This is a genomic window from Microcoleus sp. CAWBG58, assembly GCF_020883045.1.
In the GTDB taxonomy this organism is placed as follows: domain Bacteria; phylum Cyanobacteriota; class Cyanobacteriia; order Cyanobacteriales; family Microcoleaceae; genus Microcoleus.
Genome location: NZ_JAHRFA010000060.1, coordinates 13359 through 29328, shown reverse-complemented (window position 1 = coordinate 29328; position 15970 = coordinate 13359). Strand labels below are relative to the sequence as shown.

Here is a 15970-nt window from a genome sequence, read left to right as displayed (position 1 = left end):
GTTGATATTTGGTAGTTGGTAGTTGGCAGTTGATAGTTTGGTAGGGTGCATCGCTGCGATATCTTAGATAAAAATTGCAGATTATAGATAGCGACGCACCTTAATCGTCAAATCTTCTTCCCTTCTCCTCTCTAATATCATAGGCAATCTAGATACAACACAGCTTACCTGGGAGGTAAACGAGTGCCGACTGCTTGACCGAATGCTGTGGTATTGTGGGTTTGACAGAACAGACGACCGTTACCTTTGAATCGACAAACTAAACCTTCTCCACCGAGAAATGCACTCACCCAACTACTTCCTGGGGGCTTAGTAATTTCAAACTTTAAACTTTTCTCAAAAGCGACAATATGACCTGTATCAACAATGTATTCTCCTTTGACTGGAACTTCGTAAATTGCGCCAAAGGAACTCAATAACACGTCTCCTTGACCCCCCATATCTAGCCAGAAGATACTTTCTCCAGAAAACATCGATTTGAAGCCTTGAAAGCCCAAGTCAATATTGACATCCGATGTGCTAGCTAAATAAGAACCTGCTTGTACTACTAAGCCACTTTTCCCCATTTGATAGTGCAGCATATCGCCCAACATTTTGGGTGCTAAAAACAATGTATTTTCGGGTGTTGGCGATCGAAATACACTTAAAAAGAGCGACTCTCCGGCAATCATTCGTTTGAGTCCGCCGAAAATACCGCCACCTTTGCCTTGACGTAATGTCGTACTTGCTTGTACATTGCCACTCATTGCCACCATTGCACCTGCCTCGGCAACGATTTCTTCACCTGCATTTAGAGTGACACGGGCGATTGTGCTGTCGGGTTGTTGTAAAAGTTCAATTTTCATATTTGGTAGTAGGTAATGGATATATTCGCTCGCAACTCAAACTTTAGTTGATAAAAACTGCACTAAACCTTCGATACTTCTCGATTGCAAGTAAATCGTTCCCTTGCCAGTGACTTTATTTACAAACCCTTCCCCGGATGTAATCGAACCTAATAATCCACCTGCCATTTTTATCGACATTTTCATTCCCGATTCGTAAGCTACTAAATGCCCTGTATCGACAATGAAGTCTCCATTGATTTGCTTGCTAGTCAAACCACCATAGGCACCAAAAAATACTGTTCCCTGTCCGCTTGCTTGCAATTTAAATAAGCCTTCTCCCGAAAACCAACTGGCAAATCCAGCCCAGCGCACACCTAATTTGATATCGGGGGTACTGGCAATATAAGCACCGGGTTGAAAGCACAGGTTATTTTCGTAGACTTGAGCTTCGGCAATATCTCCGATTGTCGATTGAGAAAGAACGACTTGGAGAGACTGCCGTGTTGGATTGATAAATCGATTGACGAACAGCGATTCACCACCAAAAAACTTTTTCAATACACCTGACAAAAAACCTCCATTAAATTCTGTTTTCATCGTGAGTGCTGCATCCATTGCTATCATCGCTCCTGATTCAGCAATAATGCTTTCTCCAGGTTCGAGAGTCAGAAAGATTGTGGCAAAGGAAGGTTTATAACGAATGTCGATATCCACGATTTTGATTTCCTGTTTGGTAACAATAAGTGAAACAAGTGAGATCTACTAATGGTTGCTCAATTTAACCTGGGATTTGCTGGAACGATCGCCCATAGGGAGCGCTGCGAACAATAAACAAACTTTTTATTACCCATCACCGTCTTGGGACATGGATTGGGGGTTGAGGTTATTGAGTTTTATCAGTAGACCGGGATGAGAGAGTAAAATTGTAGGTCTATGCTTTTATTTTACTACGATTGAATGAGCAAGCTGTTGCGTTCTTCAATAAATGTAACATATCGCACAAGTATGACGAGATTAATTGGGTGCATCTGGTTTTTGAAGCCTGAAGAAGCATGACCGCATATAAGTTATTAGTTATAATCCCATATTGACTGCGGTCATGCTTCGCCCCTACAAACATATTTGCTTGCACAAGCCGCTGCACCCGATTAATTTGATGCAATCACTGTGATAAAATCATGATTTCCTATAAAAAATTCAATTAAAAAGGTAGGAAATATGGTCGTATTGTCGGCAAATTGCCGTTCGATATGTGCTAGTGAGAATGTTGTAATCATGGTTGATGATGACCGAAAGTTCAACGCAATTAAGAATATTATGGTGGCATGGCAAGCCTAAGTCAGTAGACTTGAATTTCACAAATAATTAGGCATCAGATCGGCGCCACGTCCGAAAACTTGTTTGATGGCAAAGACTTTTTCAATACATCTATAGCAATCCTTGCAGGAGTTGTAGCTTTTTTACCCCACCCCAACCCTCCCCGAACTCGCGGGGAGGGAGTAAGAAGAAGTTCACAAATGATTTACGATCGCTATAGTCTGTGAAGTGAACCTTTCCGGGTGATGTTTAGGCATCCTGCGGTACGGTTGGGGAGGATGTCAAAATCAAATTTGTTCGATCGCCTCAAGTCCCCAAGCAATTTGGTACGATCGACTAAGCGCGCGATCGACACGCCCGCCTATAGCTTACCCGCGAATCTAAAAATCTAAAATCTAAAATCTAAAATCCAATGACTGTCACACCCCTGCGTCTCACCACCGAAACCACCACCGCCCAACGCCCCGACTCCCTCGGTAGATTCGGCAAATTCGGCGGCAAATATGTCCCCGAAACCCTGATGCCGGCTTTATTTGAACTCGAAGCTGCTTTCCACAAATACCGCAGCGAACCGGAATTTCAACAGCAACTCCAACAATTACTCAAAGATTATGTCGGCCGCCCCAGCCCTTTATATTTCGCGGAACGCCTCACGGAACATTATGCTAAACCAGACGGTACTGGCGCGCAAATTTACCTCAAACGCGAAGATTTAAACCACACTGGTGCTCACAAAATCAATAATGCTTTGGCTCAAGCATTGCTCGCAAAACGCATGGGTAAAAAGCGCGTAATTGCTGAAACTGGAGCCGGACAACATGGTGTTGCTACGGCCACAGTTTGCGCTCGCTTCGGCATACAATGCGTTGTCTACATGGGCGTTCATGACATGGAAAGACAGGCTTTAAATGTATTCAGAATGCGCTTGATGGGTGCGGAAGTACGGGGCGTTTCGGCTGGTACTGGAACGCTGAAAGATGCAACTTCAGAAGCGATTCGCGATTGGGTAACAAATGTCGAAACAACTCATTACATTCTTGGTTCGGTTGCAGGGCCGCATCCTTACCCGATGATCGTGCGCGATTTCCATGCGATTATCGGTCAAGAAACTCGCAGTCAGTGTCTAGAAAAATGGAACGGTTTGCCGGATATTTTATTAGCTTGCGTCGGCGGTGGTTCTAATGCTATGGGTCTTTTCCATGAGTTTGTTGGGGAAGAAACTGTGCGGTTGATAGGTGTTGAAGCGGCGGGAGAAGGTGTGGATACTGATAAACACGCTGCTACTTTGACGAAGGGAACTGTGGGTGTTCTGCACGGAGCGATGAGTTATTTGTTGCAAGATAATGAGGGTCAAGTGATTGAGCCGCATTCGATTAGTGCGGGTTTGGATTATCCTGGTGTGGGGCCGGAACACAGTTATTTGAAGGATGCTGGTAGGGCTGAATATTATAGTGTAACTGACCAGCAAGCTTTGGATGCTTTTCAGCGTCTTTCGCAGTTGGAGGGGATTATTCCGGCTTTGGAAACTGCTCACGCGATCGCCTATTTGGAGACTCTGTGCCCGCAGTTAACTGGCAGTCCGCGCATTGTCCTCAACTGTTCGGGACGCGGTGACAAAGATGTGAACACTGTAGCGAAGGTTCTGAATATCTAGTTTACCGGAATTTCGGGCGATCGCACTGTAGGAATCTTTTGACAGTTGACAGTTGACAGTTGACAGTTGACAGCTACCTCTACTTAGAAGGAATAGGATTGGAGTAATGAATAGTCTGATTTTAATTTCTCCATCAAAAGGAGAGGCTTTCAACCAATTCTTTCTGGTAACAATTCAATACGGTTCAGTTAATACCAATGTTTTATGAGGCCCCGTAGAATTCGATTCTCCCAGCCCCCTTTCCAAGCTACCGTGTACACACAACTTGCCAAAACCTGGCTGTGTCTGACACAACCCTTAGTCGGCAAGGTTTTTAGACAATCGAGATCGTTATCAATAGTTTTAAATTATTGATAATGGGTGACGGGAAATCAAGGATTAAAAAAATAAATTTCCGTTTTTTTTGGGTCAATTGATTTCCAACTCGACTTGTGTGTACACCGTAGCTTTCCAAGGGGGAGCAAGAATTCTTTCGTCCTTCTTTTTAAGGGGGATGCGAGGGGGATCGGGATATACGCAACGCCCCATTAAATTGGTACAAAAATGTAATTGCTCAGTACCTCACCTAATTGAGAGGCATCTCTGTCTTGGCGATTGCTTTCCCCAAGCCCAATGACACCAGGTCTAATTGAATCGTATTGGGTAACAATTAACTTTATTTGTCGCTAATAGTTTATGTCCAAAGCTTTGGTTTTGATGTCCTTAGGATTGTTGACAATCCTGCCTAATTGTGCCGACTCTATTCCTGCGCGATCGCTCCCAGAAACTTCCATGAATACTAATATTGCTGCTACGAGTTCAATTGCTGAGTTAGAAAAAGCTGTTAACCAACAGATCAATCAATATAGAGCCTCGAAAAAGTTGCCACCGCTGACTGTCGATCCGCAAATTAGTCAGATAGCCAGAATTCACAGCGAAAATATGGCGAGTGGGAAAGTTAAATTTAGTCACGATGGATTTGACGGGCGGGCGAAAGCAATTACGGTTCCCTATCAAAGTTTCGCTGAAAATGTTGCTTACAATTTTGGCTACAGCGACCCGGTTCGCAATGCTGTTGAGGGTTGGATTAAAAGTGATGGCCACCGCAAGAATATTGAGAGTCAATTTAATTTAACTGGTATTGCGATTGCCAAAAATGCCAAAGGAGAGTATTATTTTACTCAGCTTTTTGTCCGCAGTCGATAAGATGAAGGAAGAAGGAAGAGGGAAGAAGGAAGAAGGAAGAAGTAAGAAGGAAGAGGGAAGAGCGAAGAAGGAAGAAGGAAGAAGGAAGAAAGTTTTAATTTAACTGCAAATACCTAATGCCCAATCCCTCCGCTGCGCTCCGCCCAATGCCCAATGCCCAATTCCCAATGCCCAATTCCCAATTCCCAATTCCCAATGCCCAATTACTAATTCTCAATGATGGAATTTCCAGATTTTCAAGTGTGCGATCGCGATATCTCCGATGCTCTGCTATCTTATTATTTAACGGCGGAGGCGATCGCCGTTGATACGGAAACGATGGGTTTGATGCCCTGGCGCGATCGCCTGTGTTTGGTGCAGTTGTGCGATCCGCAAGGTAAAGTGGCGGCGGTGCGGATTGCTAAAGGCCAGACGGCGGCGCCAAATTTGAAAAAGCTCATGGAAGCTGAAAATGTTGAGAAGGTCTTTCACTTTGCGCGCTTCGATCTGGCAACCATGCGTTACAATTTAAGTATTGACATTGCACCTGTTTTCTGCACAAAAATAGCTAGCAAGTTAGCCAGAACTTATACTAACAGACACGGACTTAAAGAGTTAATCCAAGAGTTGGAAAAAGTAGAACTCAATAAAACTTCTCAAAGTTCGGATTGGGGAAATTCTGAGCATCTTTCTGATGACCAATTGAGCTACGCTGCTAACGATGTCCGATATTTGTTGGGCGCTAAACAAAAGTTGACTGCTATGTTGCAGCGAGAGGAACGCTGGGAAGTTGCACAGCAATGTTTTGGGTGTTTGCCAGTTTTTGTAACTTTGGATTTGTTGCAGTACGATAAGATTTTCGAGCACGGTTCATCTTAGGTGCGATCGCACAACTGCACTCACATAGGTTGGTAGTGAGGACTTTAGTCCTTCTTCAGATTTGGATCGGGAAGGACTAAAGTCCTCACTACGAACCTAATTATTATGATTATAGGTTGGTAGTGAGGACTTTAGTCCTTCTTCAGTTCGATGAGGAAGGACTAAAGTCCTCACTACGAACCTAATTATTGTTATTTATTTGATCGGGCTAGATTTGAGTTAAAGAAATTTCTAAACTTACAACTATTTCTAATTAGAAATCCTCGGGATTCTGTTCTTGCATCAAAGCTTCAAGTTGGTCGTCAACATTTCTGACAACTTGTTCCAAGGCGGGTAAACCTTCCAAAGGTAAAGGAGAAAGCCGAGTGCGATCGCGAATTTGATTCACTTTCCGCTGCAATTCTTTGGCCAGTTGCAGCGCATCTCGACTCAGAGTAGACAATTGCTGCTGCTGGTAAAACCTCAACGCTGCTCCCCGCAAGACTTGCAGCGTGGCTTCTTCCTTGCCGCCCACGGGCATTACTCGCAAGCGCAACAGCAAATGAGTTTTTCCATAGATGCGTTCTACTTCGACTTGTTTGGGATGTTCCACCGGGGAAACAGGCATATCTGTCAGCCGTTTCAACTCGTCGATGACTTCTTGAAACAGGAAGGGAGAGAGACCTTCGAGGATCGATTTCAAAACGCCGTCTTGACTCCAAAGAATCCTACCTTGGGACTGGTGTCTCTCAAAAAACAGCCTACCGATACCGTCTACGAGCACTCTACCGAGCAATTCTTGCAGCAGTTGGGGCGCGGGTAAAGTTGCCAAAACTTCGACGGGGCTTGACAAGTGCACGGCCTCGACATCCAAAACCGAAAGTTCTGTCGGCGTCAGCAAAACCTCAGCATCGGGAGGTTTCAACCCCTCGGGAACCCGAATGGAGGGTTCGGGTACAGACAGCAGGGTGTCTGCTTCGGAGCTTGATGTTGTTGGTGCGGGATTTATCGGTGTTGGGGCTGGTATTGGTGTTGGGGCTGGTGCGGTTTCTGTCAGGCTGGGTTCTCTGACTTGGTTCCCGTGGAGCAAGTAAGCTGAGAGCATCGAACGCTGAGTTTCCGGGGCAATTTGCTCCGTTGTCACCGAGCAATTCATGTATGCTAAAATCCGCTGCACGTAGTCCAAAGCGGAGTCATCTTGCACATCGACTACGCCCAATTTAAATAGATTGCCTTCTAGAGATAAAGGCAAAACTTGATAGTAAAGGCAAGCTTCAAAGGGAACAACTGTATCGATTAGTTGAAATATTCGATCGGAGTCCATTGTAGTCGCCGAGTCTGTTGAAGATGTATGTACCATTAGCTTCTCTTTAGTCGGAAGCGCGATCGATCGCGCTACGCCAACCTGATTTATACAATTAAACCCTGCAAATTCCCTGACGGAGGTATTCGTATCAAAACCGGAAGATTTGATGAAAGAAAAATCTTGAATCTCAGAATTTTCCCCGTGCTGTATTCCAGTCTCAAATTATACAGAAGGATTGACAGCTAGATAATGGCGGGCGCACTATCGACGAAATATCATCTATCGCCCCAGATTGATTCCCGCGGCTGGCAAAGATAAAATTGTGTCTGAATGCCCAAGTTTGAGAGATACACCACAACCGATGATTGACAGGTAACTGCTGAATTGAGGATTGGTTCAAAAATCCTGATTCATTCGATCGTCCTACTAATATCTTACTCCACAAAGTTCGCGGTGAGCATCCCCGATCGCGATTGTCCGTCAATTTTAGATTTTAGATTTTAGATTTTAGATTGACTCCTCTAGATGAATCTGGGATGTGGATCTTTGGTCTAAAATTTGGGGATCGGCGCGATTTAAGTACGTGGGACGGTATCTGTTTCTGGGTGAGATCGCCGCAACACGGAGGATATCCCGATCGATATTACCTGATTCGATCGCGTTCGAGCGCGATCGCGGTTTTTACGGAGAAACTCGCAGCACCAGCGCGGCTTTTCGGGAATTGATTTGTAGCGTGAATTCGGAAAATTACTACTGCCAATTAACAATTAGCAATTGCCTGCCACTCATTACCAAAAAGAATTGGTTGAAAGCCCGCCCACCCGATCGGGAGAAATTAAGATCGGGCTATTCATTACTCCAATCCTCGAACTTCGAGGTAGAGGTCGCTATCAAACTGTCAAGCGGTCAATTGTCCCAGGTCAACTGTTGAACAATCTACTCGTTTCGGAGGGATTGAGCTGCTAAATAGAGTTTGCTCCACTCGCCGATGACTTGATTGGTTTTTAACTTTAATTCAGAGGCGATCGTCTCTACACTTCTCCCTGCTTTGAGCGATTCTATCAACTGTCGCTGCACCGGCGTGAGATCTTGTAAATATTGCTGCCACTGGGCGGGAGTCAAGCCCAAACTGTGTTCTTGGAGCGAAATTTCGAGCCAGTTGGCAACTAATTCGGGTGCTTGTTTGACCGCAAACACCCGAATCGCGTGGTAACTGACTTTTTCTCGCAAGCGGTAAATTTGTTTGACAGGCACCTTCAAATCCTCAGCAATTGCTTCTTGGGAACGGCCTTGGAGGTAAAGCCGCAGCCATCGCGAAGCCAGCGGATCGACTTCAGCAGTCAAGTAATTCTCAAATTCTTGTTGGACAATCTGCCGCTGAGTTTGCCGTTCTTCCCAAGCTTGATGTTCTCGATAATCCGACATCGCCTGTTCGTCTAGCAGGCTGAGCGGTTCGTCTGTATCGTCAGGTAGAACCTGTTCCGACACCAGCCGCACCCAATCTCCCGCCGGGACTTGCGTCAACCCGCCCCGCTGGGAACGCCGCAGGTAGTTGACGAAGCGGTACACCAGCAGCGGCTGGTTGCGAATCGGCCGCAAGCAGTATTCTTCTGTGCTCGCTAGCAGCAAAGCATTTCGCAAGCGTTTATCTGTTGTGCATTCGGCAATCCAGGCGACTTGCTGCTGGAGGTAGCGATCGGAATTCAGCATTTCCTGAATCACTTCTTGCAGAACCTCTACCGCACTGCGCTGTCTGTCGCGACTCAACGAAACCCATGCTTGGATTTTTTGTCGGAGCACCACCAAACCGCCCAGGCGTCCGATCAAGTTGCGGTAAGCTCTTTCTGGCGCTACTCCGAGATACCGCTGCTGCAAAATTCGATATAAAAAGTCGATCGCCCCAGACGCGACGTTTAATTGAGTCGGATTTAGAGAGTCAAATCTTTCTGGCTTGTCTCCCAACAGCCAGCGGACAACACTCTCGCGAGTGCTAGAACTCTCCTGCGGACAATCTTGTTCCAGTCGCGCCTTCCAATCTTGTGCCAGTCTTTCCGCCAAAGTCATGAGGTGTTGAAAATATCTTTCACCCCCGATTTTAAGTGGTATGCTGGTGATTTGAATCTTTTTTAGATCTAATCAGACCCCCCCATCGGTAAAATAATTCTGTAATGTTATTGCGATCGCCATTCCAGGCTTTTTTTGATTGCCGATCGCTAATTTTTGTAATGATTGAACGGGCAAATGAATTGCCTATTGACAAAACTACCTAACTATGTTATATGCCTAACTTTTTATTAGAACTCGGTACCGAAGAATTGCCCGCATCTTTTGTTGCAGGTAGCGTCCAACAGTGGCAGGAACTCGTACCTGCAACTCTGGCAGAACAATCTTTGACAAATAACTCAATTAATGTATACGCAACTCCGAGACGTTTGGCCGTTCTTGTTAAAGGACTGCCACTCAAGCAATTAGACAGAGAAGAAGAGGTAAAAGGGCCGCCCGCAAGTTCGGCTTTTAAAGATGGCAAACCTACGAAAGCAGCCGAAGGTTTTGCGAAAAAACAAGGCGTAGAAATCGATGCTTTGGAAGTTCGCGCTACCGATAAAGGCGATTTTGTGTTTGTGCTCAAACAGATTCCCGGGCGGATGACGGCAGATATTTTGGTCGAACTTGTGCCGCAGTGGATTAACAAGTTAGAAGGCAAAAGATTTATGCGGTGGGCTGACGGAGATTTGAAGTTTCCGCGCCCGATTCGATCGATCGTAGCGTTGCTAGATAATACTGTACTCCCAATTACCTTAGTGAGCGGCTCGGATACCGTCGAGAGCGATCGCATTTCCCAAGCACATCGAGTGTTGCACCCGCAGCCTGTCTCGATTTCCCAAGCCGAGAATTATGTCGAGTGTCTGCGGGCTGCTGGCGTGGAAGTCGATCGACAACAGCGCAAAATCCAAATTCAAGCACAAGTTGAAGCCGCCGCCACCAAACAAGGCGGTTGCGCCGACATTACCGAAGATTTGTTAGAAGAAGTTACCGACTTGGTAGAATGGCCCAACGCCGTAGTCGGCAAATTTGACGACGGTTTTTTGATGTTACCGCCGGAAGTAATCACCACAATTATCGTCACCAACCAGCGCTATTTTCCAATTCTCAAAAGCCCAGAATTCCCCGAACTCCTCCCCTATTTCATTACAATTTCCAACGGCGATCCGGCAAAATCGGCGATAATTGCCGCAGGTAACGAGCGAGTCGTGCGGGCGAGATTGGCAGACGGTCAGTTTTTCTACAAAGCAGACTTGGTAAAGCCTCTAGAGGATTATTTGCCAAAGTTGGAGACGGTCACTTTCCAGGAAGATTTGGGGACAGTGCGCGCCAAAGTCGATCGACTGTGCAAGATTGCCTCTCTCATCACCAAGCAACTGCAAATCACCGCCGAAGAACAAGCTTACATAGAAAGAGCAGCATTGCTTTGCAAAGCCGATCTTGTTACCCAAATGGTTTACGAATTTCCCGAAATGCAAGGAATCATGGGGCAGAAATATGCCCTAGCGTGCGGAGAAGCGGAAGCCGTAGCCACAGCAATTTTCGAGCATTATTTGCCCAAAGGTGCGGGCGATAAATTGCCGCAAACTCTCACAGGTCAAGTTGTCGCAATCGCCGATAAATTAGATACATTAGTCAGCATCTTCGGCTTGGGAATGCTGCCGAGCGGTTCCTCCGATCCCTTCGCCCTGCGCCGCGCCGCCAATGCGATAACCAATATTATTTGGGCGGCTCAGTTGCCAATCAATTTACACCAACTACTGGCAGAAGTAGTCGCAGAATTTACCGCAGCGCGCCCCCAAACATCGGCGGATTTGCTATCGCAATTGTACGAGTTTTTCCTGCAAAGAATTCGCACCTTGCTGCAAGAAGAAAATAACGTAGATTACGATTTAGTGAATGCTGTTTTGGGAGAAAACGACCCAGAATATACCGAACGAGCATTGAGAGATTTGCTGGATGCCCGGGAAAGAGCAATTTTCCTGCAACAAATCCGCAATGACAAGACTTTGGATCTGATTTACGAAACAGTCAACCGTTCGACTCGTTTGGCGGCTCAAGGTGATTTGGATAAGGTAGAATTGGAACCGAAAACGACGGTAAAACCCGAGTTATTTCAAAAGTCTTCCGAACAAGCTTTTTACGATGCTGTGGTGCAATTAGTGCCGCAAACGCTGCTATCGAAGCAAACTCGGAATTACCAACAGTTGGTAGATAGTTTGACTGAGATTGCTCCGGCTGTAAGCAGCTTTTTTGACGGCCCAGAAAGCGTTTTGGTGATGGATCCCGACCCGGAAATTAAGCGCAATCGCTTGAATTTACTGGGTTTATTGCGGAATCACGCGCGGGTGTTAGCTGACTTTGGGGCGATCGTCAATCGATTTTAGATTGTTAAGGTACGTTGTTGCGCTTCAGCGCTCTTTCTTATATAGCGGGTGTTGGCTGACTTTAGGGCGATCGTCATATCAAATCCGGTAACATCGTCCAGTATTCATCTCTCTTGTCTCTCTCTGTGTTCTCTGCGCCCTCTGCGGTTAAATCATTCCGATCGAACCAGAAACGATCGTCAATCGATTTTAGACGAGGTACGTAGTTGCGCTTAAGCGCTCTTTCATCTATATAAGAAAGAGCGCTTAAGCGCAACAACATACCTTTTTTCGTAAATTAAGCATAATGGCCAATAGGCAAAAATTCATGCAAGGTTAAGATATAAACTTAGAAAACCAGGGAAATTCGCTCCATCACACACATAACGTATGCCGATCGCTCACATAATTGGATTGGGAAAATCAGGGATTGCCGCCGCCAGACTGCTCAAACGCCAAGGATGGGAAGTAACGCTGAGCGATCGCTCATCTTCCCCAAACTTGCTCGAACAACAACAGCAACTAGCTAACGAAGGCATCAACCTGGAGTTAGGTAAATCTTTTGAACCGGACAAATCCATAGAATTAGTAGTAGTAAGTCCGGGCGTTCCCTGGGATATTCCAGCATTAGTCCGCGCCCGAGAATTGGGAATTGAAACAATCGGAGAAATGGCTCTCGCGTGGCGCTATCTCAAATCTCCTTGGGTAGCAATTACTGGTACTAACGGCAAAACTACGACTACTGCTTTAATTGCTGCTATTTTTGCCGAAGCCGGGCTTCATGCTCCTGCTTGCGGCAACATTGGCTATGCTGCGTGCGAATTAGCTTTGGCCGAGAAACCGCCGGATTGGGTAATTGCAGAAATCAGCAGCTATCAGATAGAATCATCGCCCTCTGTAGCGCCACGCATCGGAGTTTTGACGACTTTGACGCCGGATCACCTCAGCCGCCACAAAACTTTAGAAAATTACTACAACATTAAAGCTCATTTGTTAAAAAATTCGGAATTGCAAATCATCAACGGTGACGATCCTGGTTTGCGGCAGCAAGGAGTTGATATTTGGCCGGATGCGTGTTGGACGAGTGTTAAAGGTGAAAAAGAATTGTTGGGAAAACGCGCTTTTGGAGCCTATATCGAAGACGGTTGGGTAATCGCTCAAGGCGATAAAATTTTGCCTGCTGAGTCTTTGCGGATGGTGGGCGAACACAATTTGCAAAATTTGTTGATGGCTGTGGCGGCGGCTAATTTGGCGGGGATAGATCGAAGTGCGATCGCCCGGGCGATCGCGAAATTCCCCGGAGTGGCCCACCGCCTCGAACACATCCGCACCTGGGAAGGCATAGATTTCATCAACGACAGCAAAGCAACTAATTATGACGCGGCGCAAGTAGGATTAGCTGCTGTCACCGCACCGACGATTTTGATTGCGGGCGGCGATCCCAAAGAGGGAGACGATCGCGCTTGGATTGATACAATTAAGGCGAAGGCTGTTGCAGTGCTGTTAATTGGGGATGCAGCGGGCATTTTTAGCGATCGGCTCGAACAAGCCAATTATAACGCTTGGGAAATCGTCGAAACCATGGAAAAAGCCATTCCCAGAGCCGCAGAATTAGGCAAACAAAACAAAGCTAAAGTCGTTCTGCTTTCGCCAGCTTGCGCCAGCTTCGATCAATACCAAAGCTTCGAGCAGCGCGGCGATCGTTTCCGTCAATTGTGTCTCGAATCCCTACCTTAATCGCGCATTACCGAATTGTGATTGCGAGTGCAACGAAGCAATCGCAGAATATCGAAATTGCTTCGTTATACTGGCAATCATATCAAATCCGATTGCATCCTCCTGTCTTCATCTCTATCTTCTCTCTCTGTGCCCTCTGCGCTCTCTGTGGTTAAATCATTCCGATACAACCGGAACGATATCACACAGTGGTTTATTCCTAAATGCGCCAGCCCTCAAACACTCTTCCAAATATCCTTAATTCTAGCCTGCTGTTCCCATTCAAGCTCATAAAAAACTAGCATCATTTCCTCATGAGTATAATCAATAATAATCGCAGCCAACTGAGCCACAGTTTGCGCTTCCAGCATCGTTAGTTTCAATTCTGTCATTAGTTCTTTGTCCATTAACGCTAAGATTTTAATCTTGACTTCATATCATCGTGTCCGAGAGATGAACCGCAATCAGATTAGTTCGCACGTGCGAAGTTTAAGTCTGCACGTGCAAGCCATTTTGATTATGGTAATCGACCCGACATCATAGCACTATTATTTTATTTTTGTCTGCAAATCTCTTTTAATTTCCGATTCAAACTGCTAGCCTGAACCCAATTCAAATTATCAAAATACCGCGAGGACACTTGAAAATCTGCGTGACAAAGCTCAGAAAGCAATTTTTCATCAATCTCCAGAATCTTATCTTCGGAAGTGGTGGCTTTTCGCAACAAAGCTGCGATTTCCCTTTCTATTTGGCGGTTTCCTTGCTGAAAGAAATCTTGAGAGTTAGAACGAAACAAACCGCTATTGATTTGCTGGATTTGTCTGGGTGTCACCGATTGAGCCGACACAGCAGCCGGAAATGCCAAGGATGCTGCTAGCCACCAGCTAGGAATTATTTGTTTGAGAATGCTGTTCATCACTATCGGGAGGACTTTTTACCTCTATTTGTTTTTCTTCTTCTGACTCGCTGGCTAATTCATCTTCTAGTGCGAGTTTTTCTTGCCACTCGGTAAGCTGTTGAAAAAGTTGCTGGTTAATTTGAAATACGGGTTTATTTGTTTCTGACATATTTAATCCTGAACGAGATTGAAAGAGTTAGATTTACATAAAAAGGTGCGCGAGGCGCACCCTACTAATATCAATTATAGCTGTGAAACTTTCAGCAGCGACATGATTGTGCCAATTAAGGAACCGCCCAACAGAGCTAAAGTGGCTAAGGTACTAATGCCAAATCCTGCCGCTCGTTTTTCGGCAGCTTGATAGTAACCCCAAGCAAACAAAATGCGTCCAATTATCCAAACTGCACCGATACCGGCGGCCCAAAGTGGGCTGACAAATTGCGAAAACAGCCATAGCGAGGGCAAAAATAGAATCATTTGCTCTAAGGTATTTTGCTGAACTCGCACTACTCGTTCAAAGTCCGGGTTTCCGGTCATCTGCGGGGGAGAAACTTTGTATTTGAATCTGGCTCTGCCGACGTTGATGGTAACAATGAAATAGAGAATTAATGCTGAAACAGTAATTAGACTGGGCCAGACTGTGGCGTTTGCTTCTGCGAGCATGATTTGGGATTATTCGGGTAGAGTAGATATATTCATTATACTATTTTTCTGATATTTTTAGATATCCTGACATATTATTTATGACTTCTTTTAGTAGTCACATCCGACACTTTATGATGGGAAATCGACGATTGTAAACTGCGTGGAATCCAGCATCGGGAATTGGTTAACTTAGGTGCGCTGACAGACAAGCTTCCAGAGCACCAGCCATTTTCCGAAATCCTTCTCGGTTGGGATGAACGCCATCGGGGAGATCGTCAAGGTTGAGGATGTTATATAAATCAACAAAATCTATGGGCTTCCCTGCTTGTTGTTTTTCCTTGACTAACTTCTCGCTCTTTTGATTGTATTGTATAACTTCCTCATTTAACATGGGTTGAGACATCGGCGGAATTGAAGCGAGAAAGAGTTTGACATTGGGTGCTGTTTGAAAAATGCGATCGAGTAATTGGTTGAGGCAATAGCTTGCAGTTTCGACTTGATGCCCTTGTGCGATATTATTGGTGCCGATGAGGAGCAAAATAATATCGGGTTGGAAGGTTTGCAGCCAATCAGCAACCCGATCGCAAATTTCTTCGATCCGCCAACCGGAATGTCCCTCGTGATGCTGAGAGAGTAAGGTTTCGGGGCCATTGCTTAGGGAACCGACAAACTCAATAGCATAGCCTCGATTCTCCATTGCAGGCTGTAAGTCGATGCGATATCCTCCTGGTACGAAGTATCCATCGGTAATTGAGTCTCCTAGGGGCATGATTTTGATGGGACGATTTCCCGGTGAATCATTGTTGCTGGAGAGGCCCGAAGGATGAGAAGTTTGATTTTCCACGACTATATTTGATAAATAACTAAGTTAACTAAGCTTAAGTTTGTAGTGAGGACTTCAGTCCTTTTTTCTTTGTCGGAAGAAGGACTAAATTCCAGTTTGTAGTGAGGACTTCAGTCCTTTTCCCTTTGTCGGAAGAAGGACTAAATTCCAGTTTGTAGTGAGGACTTCAGTCCTTTTTTCTTTGTCGGAAGAAGGACTAAATTCCAGTTTGTAGTGAGGACTTCAGTCCTTTTTTCTTTGTCGGAAGAAGGACTAAATTCCAGTTTGTAGTGAGGACTTCAGTCCTTTTCCCTTTGTCGGAAGAAGGACTAAATTCCAGTTTGTAGTGAGGA

18 protein-coding genes are annotated in these 15970 nt (G+C 45.5%); 7 read left to right on the top strand and 11 right to left on the bottom strand.

The features are described from left to right. Nucleotides 1-164: 164 nt before the first annotated feature. Entirely contained in the window at nucleotides 165-845 is a 681-nt protein-coding gene (locus QZ918_RS23290; RefSeq protein WP_293338787.1) for a TIGR00266 family protein, read from the bottom strand. Nucleotides 846-881: 36 nt separating this feature from the next. Continuing rightward, nucleotides 882-1541, bottom strand: a complete 660-nt coding sequence (locus QZ918_RS23285; protein WP_293338784.1) for a TIGR00266 family protein — start codon at nucleotides 1539-1541, stop codon at nucleotides 882-884. Nucleotides 1542-2556: 1015 nt separating this feature from the next. Between QZ918_RS23285 and trpB the strand changes: the two genes are divergently transcribed. Next, complete coding sequence (trpB, locus tag QZ918_RS23280; protein ID WP_293338781.1) at nucleotides 2557-3798, top strand: tryptophan synthase subunit beta; 1242 nt, start codon at nucleotides 2557-2559, stop codon at nucleotides 3796-3798. Between the two features lie 675 nt (nucleotides 3799-4473). Then, nucleotides 4474-4983: a CAP domain-containing protein gene (locus QZ918_RS23275; protein ID WP_293338779.1), complete on the top strand. Its 510-nt coding sequence runs from the start codon at nucleotides 4474-4476 to the stop codon at nucleotides 4981-4983. Between the two features lie 94 nt (nucleotides 4984-5077). On the opposite strand, the gene QZ918_RS23270 is transcribed toward QZ918_RS23275, so the two are convergent. Further along, nucleotides 5078-5200 carry a hypothetical protein gene (locus QZ918_RS23270; RefSeq protein WP_293338776.1) on the bottom strand — a complete coding sequence of 41 codons (123 nt, stop codon included), beginning with the start codon at nucleotides 5198-5200 and terminating at the stop codon, nucleotides 5078-5080. Nucleotides 5201-5202: 2 nt separating this feature from the next. Between QZ918_RS23270 and QZ918_RS23265 the strand changes: the two genes are divergently transcribed. After that, nucleotides 5203-5841 (top strand): ribonuclease D, encoded by a 639-nt coding sequence (locus tag QZ918_RS23265; RefSeq protein ID WP_293338808.1) that lies wholly within the window; start codon nucleotides 5203-5205, stop codon nucleotides 5839-5841. Nucleotides 5842-6094: 253 nt separating this feature from the next. On the opposite strand, the gene QZ918_RS23260 is transcribed toward QZ918_RS23265, so the two are convergent. Next, nucleotides 6095-7180 (bottom strand): ATPase, T2SS/T4P/T4SS family, encoded by a 1086-nt coding sequence (locus tag QZ918_RS23260; RefSeq protein ID WP_293338773.1) that lies wholly within the window; start codon nucleotides 7178-7180, stop codon nucleotides 6095-6097. Nucleotides 7181-7638: 458 nt separating this feature from the next. Here QZ918_RS23260 and QZ918_RS23255 point away from each other — a divergent pair, with 458 nt between their 5' ends. Beyond that, nucleotides 7639-7851, top strand: a complete 213-nt coding sequence (locus QZ918_RS23255; RefSeq protein ID WP_293338771.1) for a hypothetical protein — start codon at nucleotides 7639-7641, stop codon at nucleotides 7849-7851. Between the two features lie 49 nt (nucleotides 7852-7900). Next, the gene (locus tag QZ918_RS23250; RefSeq protein ID WP_293338769.1) at nucleotides 7901-8092 is read left to right on the top strand and encodes a hypothetical protein; all 192 of its coding nucleotides are present in this window, start codon (nucleotides 7901-7903) and stop codon (nucleotides 8090-8092) included. Here QZ918_RS23250 and QZ918_RS23245 read toward each other — a convergent pair. Next, nucleotides 8063-9190 (bottom strand): HetZ-related protein 2, encoded by a 1128-nt coding sequence (locus QZ918_RS23245; RefSeq protein ID WP_293338767.1) that lies wholly within the window; start codon nucleotides 9188-9190, stop codon nucleotides 8063-8065. The two genes, QZ918_RS23250 and QZ918_RS23245, sit on opposite strands and share 30 nt — an antisense overlap. Before the next feature lie 215 nt (nucleotides 9191-9405). On the opposite strand from QZ918_RS23245, the gene glyS reads away from it, so the two are divergent. Continuing rightward, complete coding sequence (glyS, locus tag QZ918_RS23240) at nucleotides 9406-11556, top strand: glycine--tRNA ligase subunit beta (RefSeq protein ID WP_293338765.1); 2151 nt, start codon at nucleotides 9406-9408, stop codon at nucleotides 11554-11556. Between the two features lie 73 nt (nucleotides 11557-11629). Here glyS and QZ918_RS23235 read toward each other — a convergent pair whose 3' ends face one another. After that, a complete protein-coding gene (locus QZ918_RS23235) occupies nucleotides 11630-11818 on the bottom strand; it encodes a hypothetical protein (RefSeq protein ID WP_293338763.1) in 189 nt (62 codons plus the stop codon). Between the two features lie 107 nt (nucleotides 11819-11925). Between QZ918_RS23235 and murD the strand changes: the two genes are divergently transcribed. Next, a complete protein-coding gene (gene murD / locus QZ918_RS23230; RefSeq protein WP_293338761.1) occupies nucleotides 11926-13272 on the top strand; it encodes a UDP-N-acetylmuramoyl-L-alanine--D-glutamate ligase in 1347 nt (448 codons plus the stop codon). A gap of 215 nt (nucleotides 13273-13487) precedes the next feature. On the opposite strand, the gene QZ918_RS23225 is transcribed toward murD, so the two are convergent. The 5 genes from QZ918_RS23225 to QZ918_RS23205 form a co-directional block, all read right to left on the bottom strand. After that, on the bottom strand, nucleotides 13488-13658 hold the full coding sequence (locus tag QZ918_RS23225; protein ID WP_293338759.1) for a hypothetical protein: 171 nt from the start codon (nucleotides 13656-13658) through the stop codon (nucleotides 13488-13490). 146 nt (nucleotides 13659-13804) lie between these two features. Beyond that, nucleotides 13805-14167 (bottom strand): hypothetical protein, encoded by a 363-nt coding sequence (locus QZ918_RS23220; protein WP_293338757.1) that lies wholly within the window; start codon nucleotides 14165-14167, stop codon nucleotides 13805-13807. Beyond that, nucleotides 14136-14318 carry a hypothetical protein gene (locus QZ918_RS23215; protein WP_293152172.1) on the bottom strand — a complete coding sequence of 61 codons (183 nt, stop codon included), beginning with the start codon at nucleotides 14316-14318 and terminating at the stop codon, nucleotides 14136-14138. Before QZ918_RS23215 ends, QZ918_RS23220 begins: the two co-directional genes overlap by 32 nt. Before the next feature lie 74 nt (nucleotides 14319-14392). Continuing rightward, nucleotides 14393-14812 (bottom strand): MAPEG family protein, encoded by a 420-nt coding sequence (locus tag QZ918_RS23210; RefSeq protein WP_293338755.1) that lies wholly within the window; start codon nucleotides 14810-14812, stop codon nucleotides 14393-14395. A gap of 166 nt (nucleotides 14813-14978) precedes the next feature. After that, on the bottom strand, nucleotides 14979-15638 hold the full coding sequence (locus tag QZ918_RS23205; protein ID WP_293338753.1) for an SGNH/GDSL hydrolase family protein: 660 nt from the start codon (nucleotides 15636-15638) through the stop codon (nucleotides 14979-14981). Between the last annotated feature and the right edge of the window lie 332 nt (nucleotides 15639-15970).